The sequence below is a fragment of the Pseudomonas sp. S10E 269 genome (assembly GCF_002798465.1).
Lineage (GTDB): Bacteria > Pseudomonadota > Gammaproteobacteria > Pseudomonadales > Pseudomonadaceae > Aquipseudomonas > Aquipseudomonas pergaminensis.
Map to the genome: position 1 here is coordinate 4683415 of NZ_PHIJ01000001.1, position 18400 is coordinate 4701814.

The window sequence follows — 18400 nt, forward strand, 5'->3', positions numbered from 1 at the left end:
AACCCGCCGGCTTTGCCGATGGAGCGGTTACGACTTCCTATGCCTGCGACCAATGCGAGGGGTGGGTACATGGTCTGTTCCTTCAGAGAAGTCCATTATTGCGCGGCGTGAGCGCCTGCCGTCACTTGATATCGACTCTGCACAAAACCATTGTCCGACACGTAGGTGCCTACATGGTGAAGCTGCCGCTCACTGCCAACCTGGCTGAACAGTGGAACGCCTTGCCCGAGTAAAACCGGGATACGCGTAATGATCAGCTCATCGATCAGGCCCGCTTCAAGAAACGCCTGGATGGTCTGGCCTCCGTCGATATAGAGGTGCTTCATGCCGCGCTCGGCTAACGTTGCCACGAGTGAGGTGACGTCTCCTGCCATGACCTCGACCTTGCCCTCCAGGTGCGCAGGGATCTGCAGAGGCTGGTGGGACAGCGCAATGACGGGCGTGCCCTCGTAGGGCCACTCGGGGAAGGACAAGATTTTCTCCAGGGTTTTGCGACCCATTACCAGTGCATCGACCATGGCGATGAAGCGTTCATAGGTCACGCCGTTCAGCTCGGCGGTTTCGTACTCTGGTCGGTGCAACCACTCGATATTACCGTCCGGGCGGGCAATAAAGCCGTCGATGCTGGCTGCGATGAAGACCGAACATTGGTTATCCATGGCGAAAACTCCTTTTAGTGCGCGTGGACGCTAATACTCATTTAATCCTCGGGTGCAACAACCGGGCGTCTAGACACAATCCTGATGCCCCTTTCTGCCGTGCGAGGATGTATGCGAAGTTGGTTGATCCGTTACCGTTACGCAATCATTTTCTGGATGTGCTTCGGCGTTTTCCGTACGTCCCTGGCCGACTGGAATCCTATTCCCTCTGGCTCCATGCGCCCGACCTTGCTGGAGGGCGATGTGGTGTTGGTGAACCGGGTGGCCTACGACCTCAAGCTGCCGCTCACGGACATTTCCCTGGCCAAGCTCGATAACCCCCAACGTGGCGATGTGGTGACGTTTTCATCGCCCAAGGACGGTATGCGCCTGATCAAGCGTATCGTCGGCATACCCGGTGACACCCTGGAAATGAAAGATGAGGTGTTGTGGGTCAACGGCGTGCCTGCCACCTACAGTGACGCGCAGGACATCAGCGAACCCATCCTGCCCGGCCATACCGTGCCAGGAATCAAGCTGAACGAGCGGGCGGCCAACCGACAGCGCACGGTGTAGTTCATGCCGACGGTGCGGGCAATGCGTAATTTCGGGCCGGTGGTGGTGCCGGCCGACAGTTACTTCATGCTGGGGGACAACCGTGATAACAGCGATGACTCACGGTATATCGGCGTTGTGCCACGCCGGCTGCTGATCGGGCGGGCGCATCATGTGCTGGCGTCGGCGCAGATCCTGGATCACTGGATGCCACGCCTGAACAGATTTGGCGCGCCGATCCTGTAAGGACAAGCCCTCATTACCCCTGTAGGAGCTGGCTTGCCGGCGATGGCGGCGTATCCGCTATATTGACGGCGACTGACACGCCGCCATCGCCGATAAGCCGGCTCCTACAGTTGGCTGTGTTACGAGGGCCCCTGAATCCAGATACTCACTTTTGGGTTAGCCCATTACCTTTTCGTGCGTTCTTGTGGGCTGTCCGCCCGGTGCCTATCCTGCGGTCTTCGTTTATCCAGGAGTAGGTTCCATGAGCTTTGATCTCGGACTGAAAGGCCTTCGTGCGCTGGTCACCGGTGGCACCAAAGGTATCGGCGCCGCCGTGGTGGCGGTGTTGCGTGAACAAGGCGCCCAGGTGATTTCGGTCGCGCGTTCGGCGGCGGATTCGACGCCCGAAGGCGTGCATTTCATCGCTGCCGACCTAGGCACTGCCGCCGGTTGTGCGAGTGCTACTGAGGCGGTGAAGGCTCGGCTTGGCGGCGTCGATATCATCGTCAATGTGCTCGGCGGCTCAAGCGCGCCCGGCGGTGGTTTTGCGGTGCTCGATGATGAGCAGTGGGCGAATGCCCTGGGCCAGAACCTGATGGCGGCAGTGCGGGTGGATCGGGCGCTCCTGCCCGGGATGCTCGCGCGCGGCGCCGGGGTGATTATTCATGTCACGTCGATCCAGCGGGAGTTGCCGTTGCCGGAGTCGACCACGGCGTATGCCGCTGCAAAGGCAGCGTTGGCGACCTACAGCAAGAGCCTGTCGAAAGAAGTCACGCCCAAGGGTATTCGGGTGGTGCGGGTTTCGCCGGGCTGGGTGGAGACGGACGCGGCGGTGGCACTGGCGGAGCGCCTGGCGGAGCAGGCGGGAACGGATTACGCGGGGGGCAAGCAGATCATCATGCAGGCGCTCGGCGGTATTCCGCTTGGACGGCCGGCCAAGCCCCAGGAGGTGGCTGACTTGATCGCCTTCCTGGTCTCGCCCCGCGCCGCGTCGATCAGCGGCACCGAGTACGTGATCGACGGCGGCACCGTCCCTACGGTCTAAATCGCCGGTTTGGCGGCCTGCCATTTGAGCAGGCCATCCAGTACCGGGCACAGGCTCTGCCCCCACTCGGTCATACGGTATTCCACCTTGGGCGGCACCACTGGGTAGACCGTGCGCTGTACCAGGCCATCGGCTTCGAGCTGGCGCAATTGCTGGGCGAGCATCTTCTGCGAGATATCCGGGATCAGTCGCTCAAGGTCGGAATAACGCTGCACCTGGCCGCCGAACAGGTGGAACAGAATGATCAGCTTCCAGCGCCCGCCAAGCCAGGCGAGCGTGGTTTCGACGTCAGCGGCGGCGGTGGCAGGGGTGTAGGGTTTACTCATCGCATAAGTCCTAGGACATTTCGGAAAGTTGCCATTTTTTTTGACGTCCGCCGCAGCCTGGCTTTAGATGGTCGACACGACCAAACCCACGATGAAACCAGCGGTGATTAAAATGGATTGTATCTTCTGCAGCATTGTTCAAAAGACCTCCCCAGCGCACATTCTGTGGGAAGACGACCAGCATATGGCGTTTCTTTCGATCTTTCCCAATACACCGGGTTTCAGCGTGGTAATCCCCAAGCAGCACTACGGCAGCTATGCGTTTGCGCAGTCGGATGAGGTGTTGGCCGGGCTTGCCGTTGCAGCGAAGAAAACCGCGCTTCAGATCGACCGTGCGTTTCCCGATGTGGCCCGTACTGGGATGATGCTGGAAGGGTACGGGGTGGATCATCTGCATGCGAAGTTGTTTCCCATGCATGGGACGGGCGGGGACAGTACCTTCAAGCCCATCAGCTCCAAGGTGGAGAAGTTCTTCGACGCCTATGAGGGCTATATCTCGTCCCACGATTTTGTGCGGGCGGATGATGCCGAGCTAGCGGAGTTGGCAGCGCACATCAGATCATTTGTCTAATGCAAAACCAAATGTGGGAGCGGGCTTGCTCGCGAATGCGGTGGGTCAGTCGCTGATGTGCTGACTGAAAAACCGCATTCGCGAGCAAGCCCGCTCCCACACTTTTTTACTGTGTTCGCTTGATGGATCAGCGGCGGCTGCTGACTTCGGCTGGTACGTCATCACCGGCCATGCGCTTGCGGAACAGCGCAGTGCGCGCCAATAGCAACGTGGTCACCGGCACGGTGATCGACAGCAAAATCGGAATCAACCACCCGTGCAACACCGGCCCGGACTTGAGCACCGAAAAATAAATGATCGACGCCAACGCCACACACCACGCTCCCAGCGTCGAGGCCAGTGCTGGCGGGTGCATGCGCTGGAAGAAGTCCTTCATGCGCAACAACCCGATCGCGCCGATCAGCGCAAACACACTGCTGAGCACCAGCAGCACCGCCACGACGGTTTCCATCCACAACGGCATCATTCAATCACCTCCCCACGCAGCAGGAATTTGGCCAGGGCAAACGAGCCCACGAAGCCGAACAGCGCGATCAACAGCGCCGCTTCAAAGTAGGTGTCACTGGCGTACCGAATGCCCAGCACCAGCATCATCAGCATCGCCAGGATGTACAGGTAGTCCAGCGCCAGTACCCGGTCCTGGGCCGACGGGCCCTTGAACAGGCGGATCAGCGTCAGCACCATGGCCAGGGAGAACAGGAACAGGCTGAACAGGATCGCATTGGAGAGCAGGGCGCTCATTCGAAGATCTCCATCAGGGGCCGCTCGTAGGCGGACTTGAAGTGCTCGATGAAAGACGCTTCATCCTCCAGGTCAAACACATGCAGGAGCAGGATGCTGCGGTCCAGCGCCAGTTCCGACCAGATGGTGCCAGGCACTACCGTGGTGATCATTGACAGCGCGGCCAGGCCGTTGGCATCACGCAAGTCCAGGGGGATCTTGATGAAGCGCGAACGCGGCGGGCGGGCGCCACACATCAGCACGCCCCAAGCTACTTGCAGGTTGGAGACGATCACGTCGCGGCCCACCAGGAAAAACAGACGAATAATCACCCCCGGGCGGCGGATGCGTATGGGCAACGGCCGCAACGGCGCCATCAGCAGCGGCGCGAGAAAGCCCAACAGCGCGCCCAGCAGCAGGTTGCCGGGGCTTACCGACAGGTTCAGCACCAGCCACAACACCCACAACGCCAGCGACAACCACGGGGCAGGTAACAGGCGTTTCATGGCTGCACCTCCAGCGCGGCGGCTTTGGCCTCAGGGCTCGGCACCGGTCGCGTCGCCATCACCGCCATAACATAGTGCTCCGGGTTGTTCAGGCTGACGGCGGTGTCCTGGGTATAGCGCATCAGCGGCTCAGCCTTGAACGTCAGCAGGATACTGAGACCGAGCAGGAAGAAGATCGGCAGGCACTCGTAGCGACGCAGCAGTGGCGATGGACGCTCTTCCGGGGTCCAGAAGCGCTGGATGCCCAGGCGCGCGAAGGCGATCAATGAGGCCAGGCCGGAAAGAATCAGCAACGCCACCAAGCCCCAGGCAGCCGGGCGGATCGGCGCGTCAACGCTGACGCCCAGGCCCAGTGGATTGACCAGCGCACTCAACAGGCTGAGCTTGCCGATAAACCCGGAAAGCGGCGGCATGCCGATGATCAACAGGGCGCAGGCGATAAAGCTCAGGCCCAGGAAGGCCATGGTCCAGGGAATCACCTGGCCGATCACGGCTTTCTGCTCGTCATCGAGGTTGACGCCAGGACGCGGATGCAGGGATTCCATGGCCTTGGGCAGCGCATCGATCTCTTCATCCAGCGGCAGGTCGTTGGCCGAGCGTGACCGCTCGATCAGTTCGGCCAGCAGGAACAGCGCACTCAGCGCCAAGGTCGAACTGACCAGGTAGAACAGCGCCCCAGCGGTGAGGCTCGGCTGGGCGAAACCCACGGCCGACAGCAGGATCCCGGCCGACACCAGGATGCTCAAGCTGGCCATGCGCTCCAGCCGCTGCGCCGCCACCATCGCCAGCGCCGCGCAGATGATGGTCGCCATGCCGCCATACACCAGCCAGTCGCCGCCAAACAGCGCCGAGGCACCGGCCTGGCCGGAGAACAGCAGGGTCCACAGGCGCAGCACGGTGTACACGCCGACCTTGGTCATGATCGCGAACATCGCCGCCACCGGCGCACTCGCCGAGGAGTAAGCGGGGGCCAGCCAGAAGTTCAGCGGCCACATGCCGGCCTTGGCCAGGAATGCCGTCGCGAGGATGGCCGCACCGGCGTGCAACAGGCCGCGATCCGCCTCGGGCACCAGCGGGATTTTCAGCGCCAGGTCAGCGAAGTTCAGCGTGCCGGTGACGCCATAGATCATCGCCGCGCCAATCAGGAACAGTGACGAGGCCAGCAGGTTGATCGCAATGTAATGCAGCCCCGAGGACACCCGCGCACGCCCGGAACCGTGCAGCATCAAGCCATAGGACGCCGCCAGCAGCACCTCGAAGAACACGAACAGGTTGAACAGGTCGGCGGTGAGAAAGGCCCCGTACAAACCCATCATCTGCACCTGGAACAGCGCATGGAAGCTGGTGCCCGCGCGGTCCCAGCGGGCCATGGCGAACAGCAGCGCGCTCACGCCGATGATCCCGGTGAGCACCAGCATCAGTGCCGACAATTGGTCCACCACCAGCACGATGCCAAACGGCACTTGCCAGTTGCCCGGCAGGTACACGCCGATGGAGCCGGGGCCGCCTTTTTGCGTCCAGTACAGCAGCAGGATGGCGATGCCCAGCCCGATCATGCTGGAGAACAGGTTGATACGCGCTTTCAGCGGCCGATGCTTCTCGCCGAGCATCAGCATCAGGGCGGCGGTAAGCAACGGCAGCAGGATCGGCGCGACGATCAGTTGATTCATCCACGTCATTCCTTGGGCTCCCGGCCGTCCACATGGTCAGTGCCGGTCAGTCCCCGGGACGCCAGCAACACCACCAGGAACAGCGCGGTCATGGCGAAGCTGATCACAATGGCCGTGAGCACCAGCGCCTGGGGCAGTGGATCGGTGTAGTTGAGCAGGTCCTGCGGCACGCCGTCCTTGATGATCGGCTCCTTGCCGATAAACAGGCTGCCCATGCTGAAAATGAACAGGTTGACCCCGTACGACAGCAGGCACAGGCCCATCACCACCTGGAACGTCCGTGGCCGCAGGATCAGCCAGACGCCGGAGGCCGCCAGGACCCCAATGGCAATTGCGATGACTTCTTCCATCAGGCGGCTCCTTCCGTTGCGGCAACCACTTTGGCCTGGTTGCTCGGTTTATGGGCCCGCACGGACTGGTGACCGAGGGCGGTAAGCATCAGCAGCGTCGAACCGACGACCATGGCGTACACGCCGACGTCGAAGAACAAGGCGCTGGCGACATGGATGTCGCCCAGCACCGGCAGGCTGAAATGCCAGGTATGGGTGGTGAGGAACGGGTAGCCGGCAAACAGTGCACCGAGCCCGGTCAGCGTCGCCGAGAACAGCCCGAAGCCCATCCAGCGCATCGGCCGCAGGCTCATCTGTGCCTCGACCCACTGCGTGCCGGCAACCATGTATTGCAGGATAAACGCGACCGACATCACCAGGCCGGCGACAAACCCGCCGCCCGGTTGGTTGTGGCCGCGCATGAACAGGTAGAACGACACCACCAGCGCTATCGGCAGCAGCAGGCGCACCAGCACCGCCGGCACCATCATGAAGCCCAGGGCGGTGTCGCTGGCCTGGCGCGGGTTGACCAGGTCGGTGGCCACGTCCGGCGCCAACTGGCGCTGTTGCGCGGGCAGTTGCATGCTTTCCTTGGATGGGCGGAAGCGCCGCAGCAGGGCGTACACCGTCAGCGCCACGGCGCCGAGCACGGTGATCTCGCCCAGGGTGTCGAAGCCACGGAAATCCACCAGCATCACGTTCACCACATTGCTGCCGCCGCCTTCGGGCAGGGCGCGGCTGAGGTAGAACGAGGAAATGTCGTTGGGTGTCTGGCGGGTCAGCATCGCGTAGGACAGCAGCGCCATGCCGCCACCCACCACCGTGGACAACAGGAAGTCACGCAAGCGACGGATGCGAGCCTTGCGCAGCGAGCTGGGCAGTGGCGAGACTTCTTCGATCCGCCGTGGCAGCCAACGCAGACCCAGCAGGATCAGCACAGTGGTGACCACTTCGACCACCAACTGCGTCAGCGCCAGGTCCGGCGCCGAGAACCACACAAAGGTGATGCAGGTCATCAGGCCGCACACGCTGACCATGGTCAGGGCTGCCAGTCGGTGATACTTGGCTTGCCAGGCGGCGCCGAGGGCACAGGCAATCGCCAGTAGCCACAGGGTCACGAACACGATGGAACCGGGGATCTTCGGTCGGTCGCCCCAACTGAGGCCACTGTTGAGCATCGGGATCATGCCGCCGATCACCGCCACCAACACCAGCAAGAACAGTTGCGTCTGCAGGCGCTTGGTGCTGATGCGTTTCTCGATCTTGCGCACGCCGCGCATCATCACTACCAGGCTGCGCTCGAAACCGCGCTTGCCGTTGAAGTAGCTGATCACCGGTGGGTATTTGAAGCGGCCGCGCTTGAGTTGCTTGCGCAGCAGCAGGTAGAGCACAACGCCGCCGGACATGGCCACCAGGCTCATGATCATCGGCGCGTTCCAGCCGTGCCAGATCGCCAGGCTGTACTCCGGCAGCACACCGCCCACCACTGGCAGGGCTGCAGCGGCGAGGATCGAACCCACCACCTGGGCCGGGAAAATGCCCACCAGCAGGCAGGTGAACACCAGCAGCTCGACCGGCGCACGCATCCAGCGCGGCGGTTCGTGGGGCGTGTGCGGCAGGTTGGTCGCGGTTGGGCCGAAGAACACATCGACCGTGAAACGCAGCGCGTAGGCCACGCTGAACGTGCCGGCAATGGTCGCGATCAACGGCAGGGCAAACTCCACCCAAGCGGTCGAGGTGATGAACACGGTTTCGGCGAAGAACATCTCTTTGGACAGGAAGCCGTTGAGCAACGGCACGCCGGCCATGGACGCACTGGCCACCATCGCCAGGGTCGCCGTAAAGGGGATCAACCGCACCAGCCCGCTGAGCTTGCGGATATCCCGCGTGCCGCTTTCGTGGTCGATGATGCCCGCCGCCATGAACAGCGAGGCCTTGAACGTGGCGTGGTTAAGGATATGGAACACGGCTGCGACGGCAGCCAGCGGGCTGTTGAGCCCCAGCAGCAAGGTGATCAGCCCGAGGTGGCTGATGGTGGAGTAGGCCAGCAGGCCCTTGAGATCATTTTGGAACATGGCGCAGTAGGCGCCGAGGAGGAGGGTGAGAGCGCCGGCACCGCCGACGATCCAGAACCATTCTTCGCTACCGGACAGCGACGGCCACAGGCGGGCCAGCAGGAACACGCCGGCCTTCACCATCGTCGCCGAATGCAGGTACGCCGACACCGGCGTGGGCGCCGCCATCGCGTGGGGCAGCCAGAAGTGGAACGGGAACTGGGCGCTTTTGCTCAAGGCGCCGATCAGCACCAGGGCCAGCATGACCGGGTACAGCGCGTGCGCGCGAATCTGATCGCCCGCTGCCAGCACCTGGTCGAGGTCATAGCTGCCGACGATGTGCCCCAGCAGCATCACGCCCGCCAGCAGGCACAAACCACCGGCGCCGGTGACCATCAACGCCATGTATGCACCGCGTCGCGCATCGGCGCGGTGGTGCCAATAGCCGATCAGCAGGAACGAGAACAGGCTGGTCAGTTCCCAGAAGAACACGATCTGGACCAGGTTGCCGGAGATCACCAGCCCGAGCATGGCGCCCATGAAGGCCAGGAAAAACGCAAAGAAGCGCGGCACCGGGTCATCCGGCGACATGTAGTAGCGCGCATACAGCGACACCAGCGTGCCGATGCCCAGCACCAGCATCGAGAACAGCCAGGCAAACCCGTCCATGCGCAACACGAAGTTCAGCCCAAGGCTGGGCAACCACATGAATTCTTCGCGGATCACGCCACCGTGGGCGATCTGGGGGTAGAGCAGGGCGACTTGAACGGTACCGACCAGGGCCACAAGGCCAGCCAGCAGGGATTCGGTGTTACGTGCATTGTGCGGCAGCAAGGCCGCAAGACAGCTGCCAATAAACGGCAGAAGCAGTAGAACTATCAGGGACATAGGCTTCTAATCTGCGGGAGTTTGGGATGCATCATACGTGCCGCTTTAACGATCACCAAACGGCAACATGTGGCAGGATCCTACAAGATAGGTCGAAACTGCTCATTTAGCCTTGTTTAAAGTGACCGCATTCCTACGGGCGACACCGCTCCCTGTGGGAGTCGGGCTTGCCCGCGATGGCAATCTGACGGCCACCGCAAGCATTCGGACCCTATCCCTGCTGTTCCTGTTCCCGCTCATCGCGCAATTCGAGGGCCTTCTGCCCCTTGGTCTTCATCTCACTGACAATCACCGCCGCCACAATCAACGCCGCCCCCAGCATCGCAATCGGCGGAAAACGCTCCCCCGCAATCCGCCCCACCACGCCGGCCCACACTGGCTCGCCGGCATAGATCAACGTGGCGCGGGTGGGCGAAACACTTTGCTGCGCCCAGTTCATCGCCACTTGGATCACCGCACTGGTCAAGCCCAGGCCCACGGCACTGAACAGCAATAACCATGAAAACCCCGGCAGTGCCTCGCCCATCGGCACCACCATCAGGAACGACAACAACGACGCCGTGGCCAGTTGCACCACGGTCACCCGGCGCACATCCACCTGCCCGGCAAATGCGCTGATCAGGATGATTTCTGCCGCGATCGCGACCGCGCCGATCAAGGTGGCGATTTCACCGGGGCTGAAATTCAACGAAGCGCCCGCCGGCCCGGTCAGCAGCATCAACCCGGTGAACGCCAGCATGATGCCGATGCTTGGCATCAACCCCGGGCGCCGGCCCAGCACCAGCCATTGCAGCAATGGCACGAAGGGCACATAGAGCGCGGTGATAAACGCCGACTGGCTGCTCAGGATCGTCTGCAGGCCAATGGTCTGCAACCCGTAGCCAAACATGATCGCCACGCCGATAAACACCCCGGCCTTCAACTCGAACAGGGTCAGGTCGCGCAGGGTGCGCAAGGAAAAGAACCCCACCACGATGGCCGCCGCCGCAAACCGCAGGCCGACGAAAAACATCGGGCCACTGACGGTCATCGCATGCTGCACCAGCAAAAAGGTGCCGCCCCAGATCATGGTGATCACCACCAGGATGCATTCGGCTTTACTGAAACGGTTGAAACGCGAAGGGGAGTTCGGGGTGGTCATGGCGGCTCGGTCTTGCAAGGGAAAGGCACGGACCGCACAATGCGCCGCACGCTGGGCAGTATACTGCGCACACCCACCCATTGAGCAATATAGTGCACAAAGAAAATTCACACCGGGCCTCGGTCCTGCAGCACGTCAGCCAGAATGTCCGGCGCCTGCGCCATGCCGCCGACCTGAGCCAGACCGCGCTCTCGGAGAAATCCGGGGTCAGCCGGCGCATGCTGGTGGCCATCGAGGCGGGCGAAAAGAACGTCAGCCTGTCTACTCTCGACCGCGTGGCCGAAGCGTTGGACGTGGCGTTCAGCGACCTGATCCAGGCCCCGGATGCGCCTGACCACAGCCGTATCAACGAACTGGCCTGGGCGGGGGAAATTCCTGGCAGCAAGGCGGTGTTGCTGGCCAAGGCCACGGCGCGGCGTGAGGTCGAGTTGTGGGAAATGCAACTGGAGCCGGGCGATCGCTACAGTCCCGATCCCGACCCGGATGGCTGGAGCGTGCAGCTATTTGTATTCGAAGGCTGCCTCACATTGCTGGTGGGCGATGAAGAGAAGCACGTTGCCGCCGGTGAGTTTTATATGTTCGCCAGCCGACACGTGCATGGCTATCGCAATGACGGCGATGTGGCGGTGCGCTTTGTGCGCAATGTAGTGATCTGAAAGGTTAGGCCAAGAATATAGGGCGTCGTCCCGCTGAACACGCGGCGCGTTATCAGTGATCCTGATCAAGTCGACATGACAACTAAAGACTGCACCAGTCTTCATATGTCAACTGTCAAGTTTGACAGGTTTCAATGCGCGCACCGAGTGGTAGATTAGGCTCTCGATACCACAGCGAGTAGTTGTTAGCAGGTGTCGAGTCAACTAATTAATGGAGATTCATGCTATGGATGTGTTTATTCCAGTTCTAGGCGAAAATTTACCAGGCGCGGTTCTACCAGATCCCTCGATTACTCCCGTGAATGCTGATGGCACTATCAATCATGCTGATATTGCGGCCAGGCTTGCTTACATACACATATACCCATACCGCGATATCAAGTTGGGGGACAGAATTATGTGTGTTCAAGACACTTCGGCTGGGACATGGTTTAGCTTCCGTGACGTAACGGATCCAAGCGCTCCTGTCAATGTGCTTGTTAGGCCAGTGGATACGAACGGAGGTTCGTATACAGTTGTTTATTATACAGTGCAGCGCGCTGATGGAAGTGATGTAGGGCATTCTGCGCACAGACACTACGATGTGATTTAGAAGCTTCTGTCGATGTCCTCTTCATATGGATAGTTAAGTTGTCAGGCATTTTTATATGACGAGGATATCAAGAGTACATTCAATGAGTTTGATTGTTTGCTCTGGAGAACAGTGTTGACGTACAGCACAGCACAGCGCTGTCGTTGCGTCAGCACTCGGGACGTGATGTTGACGTTTTCAAAAAAAGGAGATTCTAATATGATCACTAAACTACATAAATTTGCTCCGGCCACCAACCCCTCACTCAGCGCTCCCTGTATTCAGGAACCATCGGCTCGGTGATTCATTTGAGAGATGTCGCCAATGGCGGTACTTATGTAGTTGAGGCTTATCAAGGCATGGCTGTCGGTGACTTGTTGGCAGTGAATTATTAGAGTTGCAATGATGAGTGAATGGCATTTTATATTGTGGCCCCCAGCGACGTTGGCAATACACTGATTTTCATTGTGCCGTCGTCGGCGTTCGTTATCGGGCACTCGACGGCTTACTACAGGATTACTTCTTCCTAGGGAAATTCGATGACATCCCCTACCGCGAGATATGAAGTCAAACCCTGAGCCGCTTTCTGAACAGCACAATAAATGACGACACAACTGCTCCGGTATTCTTTGCAGCTTCTGGGTCACTGCCGATAATCCATGGCGCTGACTCGCAACGTCGGAGACGTTGTGCATCTATTTTTTGGGTTCATGAAGCACTGTCTGCCGAGCAACAGCAAATACACAATTTGCTCGATTAATAAGTAAGCGCCTTTTCTTTGGTTGCTGCAATTTATTGATTTAGATAGATAATTTTTCAGGCACGACTCCTGCAATCACCCAGGTCACCCCCTCGGAGCCTGGAGTCGGTCCATGTCAGCCCACCCTCAACACCCTGCCCATATCATCCGCTCGGACGCGGAAGCCATCGAGGTCGCCACGCGCCTGGCCAAACGCTTTGCCGTCGAGGCCAGCGCGCGCGACCGTGAGCGGCGCCTGCCGGTGGCCGAGCTTGACGAGTTCTCCGCCAGCGGTCTGTGGGGCATCACCATTCCCAAAGCGTACGGTGGCGCCGGGGTGTCCTATGTGACGGTCGCCGAGGTGATCAAATTGATCTCCGCCGCCGACCCGTCCCTGGGGCAGATCCCACAGAACCATCTGGGCGTGGTGGATATCCTGCTGCAAACGGCCACAGAGGCACAAAAGCAGCACTACTTCGGCAAAGTCCTCCAAGGCTACCGTTTCGGCAACGCGTTCTCCGAAGCCAAGAGCAAGAACGCCGGCACCTTCGACACGCAGATCCGCTTCCATGGCGATACCGCGCAAATCAACGGCGAGAAGTTCTACTGCACCGGCGCGCTGTTCGCCCATCTGGTGCCCACCGTCGGCAACAATGAAAACGGCCAGGCCTTTATTGCCTTTGTCGAACGCGACGCGCCCGGCCTGAACGTGATCGACAGCTGGGACGGTTTCGGCCAGCGCACCACCGCCAGTGGCGGCGTGACCCTCGACGGTGTGACCGTGCCCGTGAGCGCGGTGATTCCAGCCCACTTGGCCTTCGACCAGCCCACGGCCAATGGCCCGATCTCGCAGATCATCCAGGCCGCCGTCGACACCGGCATCGCCCTCGGCGCGCTGGAGCAGGCCAAGCACTACGCGCGCCAAGCGCGGCCCTGGATCGACAGCCAGCAGGATCACGGCTGGCAAGACCCGTTCACCATCGCCGCCATCGGCGACCTTGAATGGCGGGTGCACGGCACCGAAGCCATTCTCGCCAAGGCCGGCCTGGCGGTGGACCGCGCCCTCGCCGAACCGAGTGAAGACAGCGTGGCCCATGCCTCGTTGGTGGTCGCCCAGGCCAAAGTGCTGTCGGCCGAAACCGCCTTGCTCGCCAGCAGCAAACTCTTCGAACTGGCCGGCACCCGCTCGGTCACCGGCAAGCACAACCTCGACCGCTTCTGGCGCAATGCACGCACCCACACCCTGCACGACCCGGCCCGCTGGAAATACCACCTGATTGGCAACTTCGTGCTCAACGGTGTGAAGCCCGCGCGCCACGCCTGGAACTAAGGAGCTTAACCATGACTGCACTGAGCCTTGCGCGCCAACTATTGGACAGCACCCGCCGGCATGTCGAGAAAAGTGATGACCCCTACGTCATCAGCCGCTTTGGCGACTTACAGATTCGCGTCGATGTCGCCGCTGCCCTGTTGGAACGCGCCGAAACCCATCCCAGCCCGGTGGCCGCCACCGAAGCGCAAATTGCCGCCGCCGAAGCCCTAATCGCCGCGAGCAACGCCGAATTCGAACTGACCGGCCAACGCACCGCACTGCCGTCGACCCTCGACGACCCACTGCGCGGGAAATACCAGGTTGTCGGCAACTACCACCTCAACGGAGTGCTTTGATGTCCCGTGAAATCCGCTTGAATGCCTTCGACATGAATTGTGTCGGCCACCAATCCCCGGGCCTGTGGGCGCACCCGCGTGACCGTTCGTGGCAGTACAAGGACCTGGAATACTGGACCGACCTGGCGAAAATCCTGGAGCGCGGCAAGTTCGACGGCCTGTTTATCGCTGACGTGCTGGGCATCTATGACGTCTACAACGGTAACGGTGATGCGGCGATTCGCCAGGCCGCGCAGGTGCCGGTCAATGACCCGCTGTCGCTGATCGCGCCGATGGCGCTGGTCACCGAGCATCTGGGTTTTGGCCTCACCGCTTCGTTGTCCTTTGAGCATCCGTACCCGTTCGCCCGCCGTCTCTCCACCCTCGACCACCTGACCAAGGGTCGCATCGGCTGGAACATTGTTACCTCCTACCTGGAAAGCGGCGCCAAGAATCTCGGGCAGAAAGCCCAGACCGAACACGACGCGCGCTACGACTACGCCGAGGAGTACCTGGAGGTCTGCTACAAACTCTGGGAAGGCAGTTGGGAGGAGGGCGCCGTGCTGCGCGACCGCGAGTGTCGGATTTTCAGCGATCCGAGCAAGATCCACGAAATACGCCATGTCGGTAAACACTTCCAGGTGCCCGGCATTCACCTCTGCGAGCCGTCACCGCAGCGCACGCCGGTGCTCTACCAGGCCGGGGCGTCCAGCCGTGGCAAGCGGTTCGCCGCCGAACAGGCCGAGTGCGTATTCGTCGCCGCACCCTCCAAGGTGCTGCTGAAAAAGACCGTCGCTGACATCCGCCGGCGTGCCGCCGAAGCCGGGCGGGATCCGAAGAAGATCCTGATCTTCAACTTGCAGACGGTGATCGTCGGTGAGACCGACGCCAAGGCCAAGGCCAAGTTTGACGAATACAAATCCTACGTCAGCTACGAGGGCGCGATGGCGCTGATCTCTGGCTGGACCGGCATCGACTTCAGCCAGTTCAAGCCCGATGAACCGCTCAAGCACGTGCACACCAACGCGATTCAATCGGCGGTGGAAGCCTTCTCCACGGCGGACCCGAACAAGGTCTGGACGCCAAACGAACTGGCCGATTGGGTCGGCATCGGCGGCTTTGGCCCGCTGTTTGTCGGCGGCCCGGAAACCGTGGCAGACCTGTTGCAGGAGTGGGTCGAAGAAACCGATGTCGACGGCTTCAACCTGGCCTATGCACTGACCCACGAAACCTTCATCGACGCCGTGGACCTGCTGGTGCCGGAGTTGCAGAAGCGTGGGGTGTACAAGACCGAGTATGCCCAGGGCACGCTGCGCGAGAAGTTGTTTGGCGATGGTGCGAGGTTGGCGGCGAATCATCCGGGGGCCGGTTACCGCGATTTGGCGGCCTTGCACCCTTCCAATGTGGGAGCGGGCTTGCTCGCGAATGCGGACTGACATTCAACATGTATGTCGACTGATTTGCCGCTTTCGCGAGCAAGCCCGCTCCCACAGTAAATCGGTGTCGATTCAAAAAAAACGGCCAGCGGACCACCGCACGCACATCACTTGAATAGGAGCATCACCCCTATGAGCGTGCACGAACTCAAACGTCCGCTGGTCCTGGAATGGCCCGCCGAATGCCTCGGCAACCTGCCCAAGGCGCTGGAACAACTGCAGCACTGGGCGCAGATCACGCCGCTGCATACCGCCTTGCGCCACAAGCGCCAGGGGCAGTGGTACGCGTGGCGCTGGATTGACGCATTGCGTGAAGTCGAGCGCCTGGCCGATGGCTTGCGCCAGCAAGGTTTCAGCGAGCACTCGCGGCTGGCCCTGAGCGGCGCGTTCGAGCCGAACCTGTTGTTGCTGGCGCTGGCGGCGCAATCCATCGGCGGGCAGGTCCTGACCCTGGCCGACGACCTGGAACCCGAGGCGCTCCAGCAGCACCTGTGGCGCATTCGCCCCACCCATTCCTATGTGCAGAGCCGCCAGAGCGTGCGGCATTGGCAGTCGGCCAATCTGATGGACTTCGCCCAATTGCTCGGTCCGTTGGCGCCCGCGCAACACCTCGCACGTTGGTGGCATCCCACGGGGGAGACCGTGCTGTGGAGCGAAGAGGGCACCCATTGGCAGGGCGGCCTGGCGGTGGTCCTGGAGCAGTGGCTGAACAGCGGCCATGGCCTGGCCTTCCCGGAAAGCCTGGCGTCGGCGCGACGTGACCGCAGTGAAGTCGCCCCCACTGGCCTGCTGTTGTCGCCCGCACGTCTGCAGCACTTGGCCGACGAGATCGAAAGCCGCCTGGCGCCCTACGGCACCTGGCGCCGTCGCCTCTGCGAGTGGGCCATCGCCCATCCGCAAAGCGGCCTGCGTCGCCTGCTGAAAAACCGCGTGCGCAAACTCCTGGGTTTCCAGCGCCTGGCGTATATCTGGCAACCCGTCAAATCCACCTATTCGCCGGCGTGGCTGGCGGAATTCAAGCGGGACATCGCATGAGCCAGGCCATTCTCCAAGTGCGGGATATTTCGCTGTCGTTCAAGGGCGTCAAGGCGATCAATGCCTTGTCCTTCGAGGTGGCGCGCGGCGAAATCTGCGCGCTGATCGGCCCCAATGGTGCCGGTAAAAGCTCGCTGCTCAACGTGCTCAATGGCGTGTATCGCTTCGATGCTGGCGAGATTGTCTTCGAAGACCAGCACTTCCACCGCATCGACCCCTTGGGTGCCGCGCGCCGGGGCATTGGCCGCACTTTCCAGAACAACGCGCTGTTCAAGAAGATGAGCGTGCTCGACAACCTCCTCACCGGCCTGTCGCGTCACATGCGCAGCAGCTTTATCGAGCAGGCCCTGGGCTTGCCCCGCGCACGCCGAGAAGCCGAGGCATTCCGGTTGCGGGCCCAGGGCATTCTTGAGTTCCTGGAGTTGCAAGCCCACCGGGACGTGTTGGTCGGCAACCTGTCCTACGGCCTGCAAAAACGCGTGGAACTGGGGCGGGCGTTGATCGCCGGGCCGAGCCTGTTGCTGCTGGACGAGCCCATGGCCGGCATGAACGCCGAAGAAAAACAGGAAATGGCGCGCTTCGTCGCTGACGTAAACCGTGACCTCGGCACCACCGTGGTGTTGATCGAACACGATATGGGCGTGGTGATGGGCCTGTCCGACCATGTGGTGGTGCTCGATTACGGGCGCAAGGTCGGCGATGGCACGCCTGCCGACGTGCAGGCCAATCCCGAGGTGATCGCGGCCTACCTGGGAGTTGTAAACCCATGACGTTCTTCTTCGAAACCCTGCTCGGCGGCCTGCTCGCCGGCACCATGTATTCGCTGGTCGCCATCGGCTTCGTGCTGATCTACAAGGCCAGTGGTGTGTTCAATTTCGCCCAGGGCTCGATGCTGCTGTTTGCGGCGCTGACCTTTGTCAGCCTGCATGACCAAGGCGTGCCGTTTGCCCTGGCGCTGCTACTGACCGTGATCGTGATGATCGTCGGCGCCTTGCTCATCGAGCGCCTGGTGCTGCGGCCGCTGGTGAACCGTTCGCAGATCACCTTGTTCATGGCCACGTTGGGCCTGTCGTTCATTATCGAAGGCCTGGCCCAGGGCTTGATGGGCTCCCAGGTGCGCGCCCTCGACCTGGGCATCGACGACGTACCGTTGTTCGTTGGCCCGCTGATGCTCAGCCAGTTCGACCTGATCGCTGCCGCTGCTGCCGTGGTGCTGGTGACAGTGCTGGCGCTGCTGTTCAACAAGACTCGCATCGGCGTGTCGCTGCGTGCAGTGGCGGATGACACCACGGCGGCGCTGTCCATCGGCATCAACCTCAACCGCATCTGGCAGATCGTCTGGGCGGTGGCGGGCATTGTCGGATTGGTGGCGGGCCTGCTGTGGGGCGCGCGCCAGGGCGTGCAGTTCTCCTTGTCGCTGGTAGTGCTCAAGGCCTTGCCGGTGTTGATCATCGGCGGCTTTACCTCGATTGGCGGGGCGATAATCGGCGGGCTGATCGTCGGCGCGGCGGAGAACCTCGCCGAGGTGTACATCGGCCCGTTGATTGGCGGCGGCATCACGCCGTGGTTCGCTTACGTATTGGCCCTGGCCTTCCTGTATATCCGTCCCGCCGGCCTGTTCGGCGAGCGCGCCATCGAGCGAGTCTGA

At 61.4% G+C, this 18400-nt stretch carries 18 protein-coding genes and 1 pseudogene; 10 read left to right on the forward strand and 9 right to left on the reverse strand.

Features of this window, described 5'->3' with window-relative positions; translation table 11 throughout:
• Positions 1 to 95 precede the first annotated feature (95 nt).
• A complete protein-coding gene (locus CWC48_RS21825) occupies positions 96 to 659 on the reverse strand; it encodes a dihydrofolate reductase family protein (protein WP_100490289.1) in 564 nt (187 codons plus the stop codon).
• A 111-nt stretch (positions 660 to 770) separates the two neighbouring features.
• Between CWC48_RS21825 and lepB the strand changes: the two are divergent.
• Positions 771 to 1439: pseudogene (gene lepB / locus CWC48_RS21830) on the forward strand (signal peptidase I).
• 241 nt (positions 1440 to 1680) lie between these two features.
• Positions 1681 to 2463 carry an SDR family oxidoreductase gene (locus CWC48_RS21835; RefSeq protein WP_028616869.1) on the forward strand — a complete coding sequence of 261 codons (783 nt, stop codon included), beginning with the start codon at positions 1681 to 1683 and terminating at the stop codon, positions 2461 to 2463.
• Here CWC48_RS21835 and CWC48_RS21840 read toward each other — a convergent pair.
• Positions 2460 to 2789 carry a helix-turn-helix domain-containing protein gene (locus tag CWC48_RS21840; RefSeq protein ID WP_078049222.1) on the reverse strand — a complete coding sequence of 110 codons (330 nt, stop codon included), beginning with the start codon at positions 2787 to 2789 and terminating at the stop codon, positions 2460 to 2462. The genes CWC48_RS21835 and CWC48_RS21840 overlap by 4 nt on opposite strands.
• Positions 2790 to 2901: 112 nt before the next feature.
• On the opposite strand from CWC48_RS21840, the gene CWC48_RS21845 reads away from it, so the two are divergent.
• Positions 2902 to 3360 (forward strand): HIT family protein, encoded by a 459-nt coding sequence (locus CWC48_RS21845; protein ID WP_100492440.1) that lies wholly within the window; start codon positions 2902 to 2904, stop codon positions 3358 to 3360.
• A gap of 127 nt (positions 3361 to 3487) precedes the next feature.
• Here the strand turns inward: CWC48_RS21845 and CWC48_RS21850 are convergent, their stop codons facing one another.
• The 7 genes from CWC48_RS21850 to CWC48_RS21880 form a co-directional block, all read right to left on the reverse strand.
• On the reverse strand, positions 3488 to 3826 hold the full coding sequence (locus tag CWC48_RS21850) for a Na+/H+ antiporter subunit G (RefSeq protein WP_078049221.1): 339 nt from the start codon (positions 3824 to 3826) through the stop codon (positions 3488 to 3490).
• On the reverse strand, positions 3823 to 4101 hold the full coding sequence (locus tag CWC48_RS21855; protein ID WP_005789171.1) for a K+/H+ antiporter subunit F: 279 nt from the start codon (positions 4099 to 4101) through the stop codon (positions 3823 to 3825). The genes CWC48_RS21850 and CWC48_RS21855 overlap by 4 nt, the downstream gene beginning before the upstream one ends.
• Entirely contained in the window at positions 4098 to 4586 is a 489-nt protein-coding gene (locus CWC48_RS21860) for a Na+/H+ antiporter subunit E (protein WP_078049220.1), read from the reverse strand. The genes CWC48_RS21855 and CWC48_RS21860 overlap by 4 nt, the downstream gene beginning before the upstream one ends.
• Positions 4583 to 6265 carry a monovalent cation/H+ antiporter subunit D gene (locus tag CWC48_RS21865; RefSeq protein WP_099492837.1) on the reverse strand — a complete coding sequence of 561 codons (1683 nt, stop codon included), beginning with the start codon at positions 6263 to 6265 and terminating at the stop codon, positions 4583 to 4585. The genes CWC48_RS21860 and CWC48_RS21865 overlap by 4 nt, the downstream gene beginning before the upstream one ends.
• Positions 6262 to 6606 carry a Na+/H+ antiporter subunit C gene (locus CWC48_RS21870; protein WP_003192163.1) on the reverse strand — a complete coding sequence of 115 codons (345 nt, stop codon included), beginning with the start codon at positions 6604 to 6606 and terminating at the stop codon, positions 6262 to 6264. The genes CWC48_RS21865 and CWC48_RS21870 overlap by 4 nt, the downstream gene beginning before the upstream one ends.
• The gene (locus CWC48_RS21875) at positions 6606 to 9527 is read right to left on the reverse strand and encodes a monovalent cation/H+ antiporter subunit A (protein ID WP_078049218.1); all 2922 of its coding nucleotides are present in this window, start codon (positions 9525 to 9527) and stop codon (positions 6606 to 6608) included. The genes CWC48_RS21870 and CWC48_RS21875 overlap by 1 nt, the downstream gene beginning before the upstream one ends.
• 211 nt (positions 9528 to 9738) lie before the next feature.
• Positions 9739 to 10668, reverse strand: a complete 930-nt coding sequence (locus CWC48_RS21880; RefSeq protein ID WP_099492835.1) for a DMT family transporter — start codon at positions 10666 to 10668, stop codon at positions 9739 to 9741.
• Between the two features lie 92 nt (positions 10669 to 10760).
• On the opposite strand from CWC48_RS21880, the gene CWC48_RS21885 reads away from it, so the two are divergent.
• The 7 genes from CWC48_RS21885 to CWC48_RS21915 all read left to right on the forward strand — a co-directional run bounded on the left by CWC48_RS21885 (position 10761) and on the right by CWC48_RS21915 (position 18400).
• Complete coding sequence (locus tag CWC48_RS21885) at positions 10761 to 11324, forward strand: helix-turn-helix domain-containing protein (RefSeq protein WP_100490290.1); 564 nt, start codon at positions 10761 to 10763, stop codon at positions 11322 to 11324.
• Between the two features lie 1443 nt (positions 11325 to 12767).
• Positions 12768 to 13964 carry an SfnB family sulfur acquisition oxidoreductase gene (locus tag CWC48_RS21890; protein WP_100490291.1) on the forward strand — a complete coding sequence of 399 codons (1197 nt, stop codon included), beginning with the start codon at positions 12768 to 12770 and terminating at the stop codon, positions 13962 to 13964.
• Positions 13965 to 13975: 11 nt separating this feature from the next.
• On the forward strand, positions 13976 to 14302 hold the full coding sequence (locus CWC48_RS21895) for an acyl-CoA dehydrogenase (RefSeq protein ID WP_100490292.1): 327 nt from the start codon (positions 13976 to 13978) through the stop codon (positions 14300 to 14302).
• Positions 14302 to 15717 carry an LLM class flavin-dependent oxidoreductase gene (locus CWC48_RS21900; RefSeq protein WP_100490293.1) on the forward strand — a complete coding sequence of 472 codons (1416 nt, stop codon included), beginning with the start codon at positions 14302 to 14304 and terminating at the stop codon, positions 15715 to 15717. The genes CWC48_RS21895 and CWC48_RS21900 overlap by 1 nt, the downstream gene beginning before the upstream one ends.
• Before the next feature lie 132 nt (positions 15718 to 15849).
• Complete coding sequence (locus CWC48_RS21905; RefSeq protein ID WP_100490294.1) at positions 15850 to 16752, forward strand: AMP-binding protein; 903 nt, start codon at positions 15850 to 15852, stop codon at positions 16750 to 16752.
• On the forward strand, positions 16749 to 17522 hold the full coding sequence (locus tag CWC48_RS21910) for an ABC transporter ATP-binding protein (RefSeq protein WP_078049211.1): 774 nt from the start codon (positions 16749 to 16751) through the stop codon (positions 17520 to 17522). The genes CWC48_RS21905 and CWC48_RS21910 overlap by 4 nt, the downstream gene beginning before the upstream one ends.
• On the forward strand, positions 17519 to 18400 hold the full coding sequence (locus CWC48_RS21915) for a branched-chain amino acid ABC transporter permease (RefSeq protein WP_078049210.1): 882 nt from the start codon (positions 17519 to 17521) through the stop codon (positions 18398 to 18400). Before CWC48_RS21910 ends, CWC48_RS21915 begins: the two co-directional genes overlap by 4 nt.

Excerpts from the sequence above, each read along its gene's own strand:
- CWC48_RS21825 (WP_100490289.1), bottom strand. The coding sequence starts at position 659 with ATGGATAACCAATGTTCGGTCTTCATCGCAGCCAGCATCGACGGCTTT.
- CWC48_RS21835 (WP_028616869.1), top strand. The coding sequence starts at position 1,681 with ATGAGCTTTGATCTCGGACTGAAAGGCCTTCGTGCGCTGGTCACCGGT.
- CWC48_RS21840 (WP_078049222.1), bottom strand. The coding sequence starts at position 2,789 with ATGAGTAAACCCTACACCCCTGCCACCGCCGCCGCTGACGTCGAAACC.
- CWC48_RS21845 (WP_100492440.1), top strand. The coding sequence starts at position 2,902 with ATGGATTGTATCTTCTGCAGCATTGTTCAAAAGACCTCCCCAGCGCAC.
- CWC48_RS21850 (WP_078049221.1), bottom strand. The coding sequence starts at position 3,826 with ATGATGCCGTTGTGGATGGAAACCGTCGTGGCGGTGCTGCTGGTGCTC.
- CWC48_RS21855 (WP_005789171.1), bottom strand. The coding sequence starts at position 4,101 with ATGAGCGCCCTGCTCTCCAATGCGATCCTGTTCAGCCTGTTCCTGTTC.
- CWC48_RS21860 (WP_078049220.1), bottom strand. The coding sequence starts at position 4,586 with ATGAAACGCCTGTTACCTGCCCCGTGGTTGTCGCTGGCGTTGTGGGTG.
- CWC48_RS21865 (WP_099492837.1), bottom strand. The coding sequence starts at position 6,265 with ATGACGTGGATGAATCAACTGATCGTCGCGCCGATCCTGCTGCCGTTG.
- CWC48_RS21870 (WP_003192163.1), bottom strand. The coding sequence starts at position 6,606 with ATGGAAGAAGTCATCGCAATTGCCATTGGGGTCCTGGCGGCCTCCGGC.
- CWC48_RS21875 (WP_078049218.1), bottom strand. The coding sequence starts at position 9,527 with ATGTCCCTGATAGTTCTACTGCTTCTGCCGTTTATTGGCAGCTGTCTT.
- CWC48_RS21880 (WP_099492835.1), bottom strand. The coding sequence starts at position 10,668 with ATGACCACCCCGAACTCCCCTTCGCGTTTCAACCGTTTCAGTAAAGCC.
- CWC48_RS21890 (WP_100490291.1), top strand. The coding sequence starts at position 12,768 with ATGTCAGCCCACCCTCAACACCCTGCCCATATCATCCGCTCGGACGCG.
- CWC48_RS21895 (WP_100490292.1), top strand. The coding sequence starts at position 13,976 with ATGACTGCACTGAGCCTTGCGCGCCAACTATTGGACAGCACCCGCCGG.
- CWC48_RS21900 (WP_100490293.1), top strand. The coding sequence starts at position 14,302 with ATGTCCCGTGAAATCCGCTTGAATGCCTTCGACATGAATTGTGTCGGC.
- CWC48_RS21905 (WP_100490294.1), top strand. The coding sequence starts at position 15,850 with ATGAGCGTGCACGAACTCAAACGTCCGCTGGTCCTGGAATGGCCCGCC.
- CWC48_RS21910 (WP_078049211.1), top strand. The coding sequence starts at position 16,749 with ATGAGCCAGGCCATTCTCCAAGTGCGGGATATTTCGCTGTCGTTCAAG.
- CWC48_RS21915 (WP_078049210.1), top strand. The coding sequence starts at position 17,519 with ATGACGTTCTTCTTCGAAACCCTGCTCGGCGGCCTGCTCGCCGGCACC.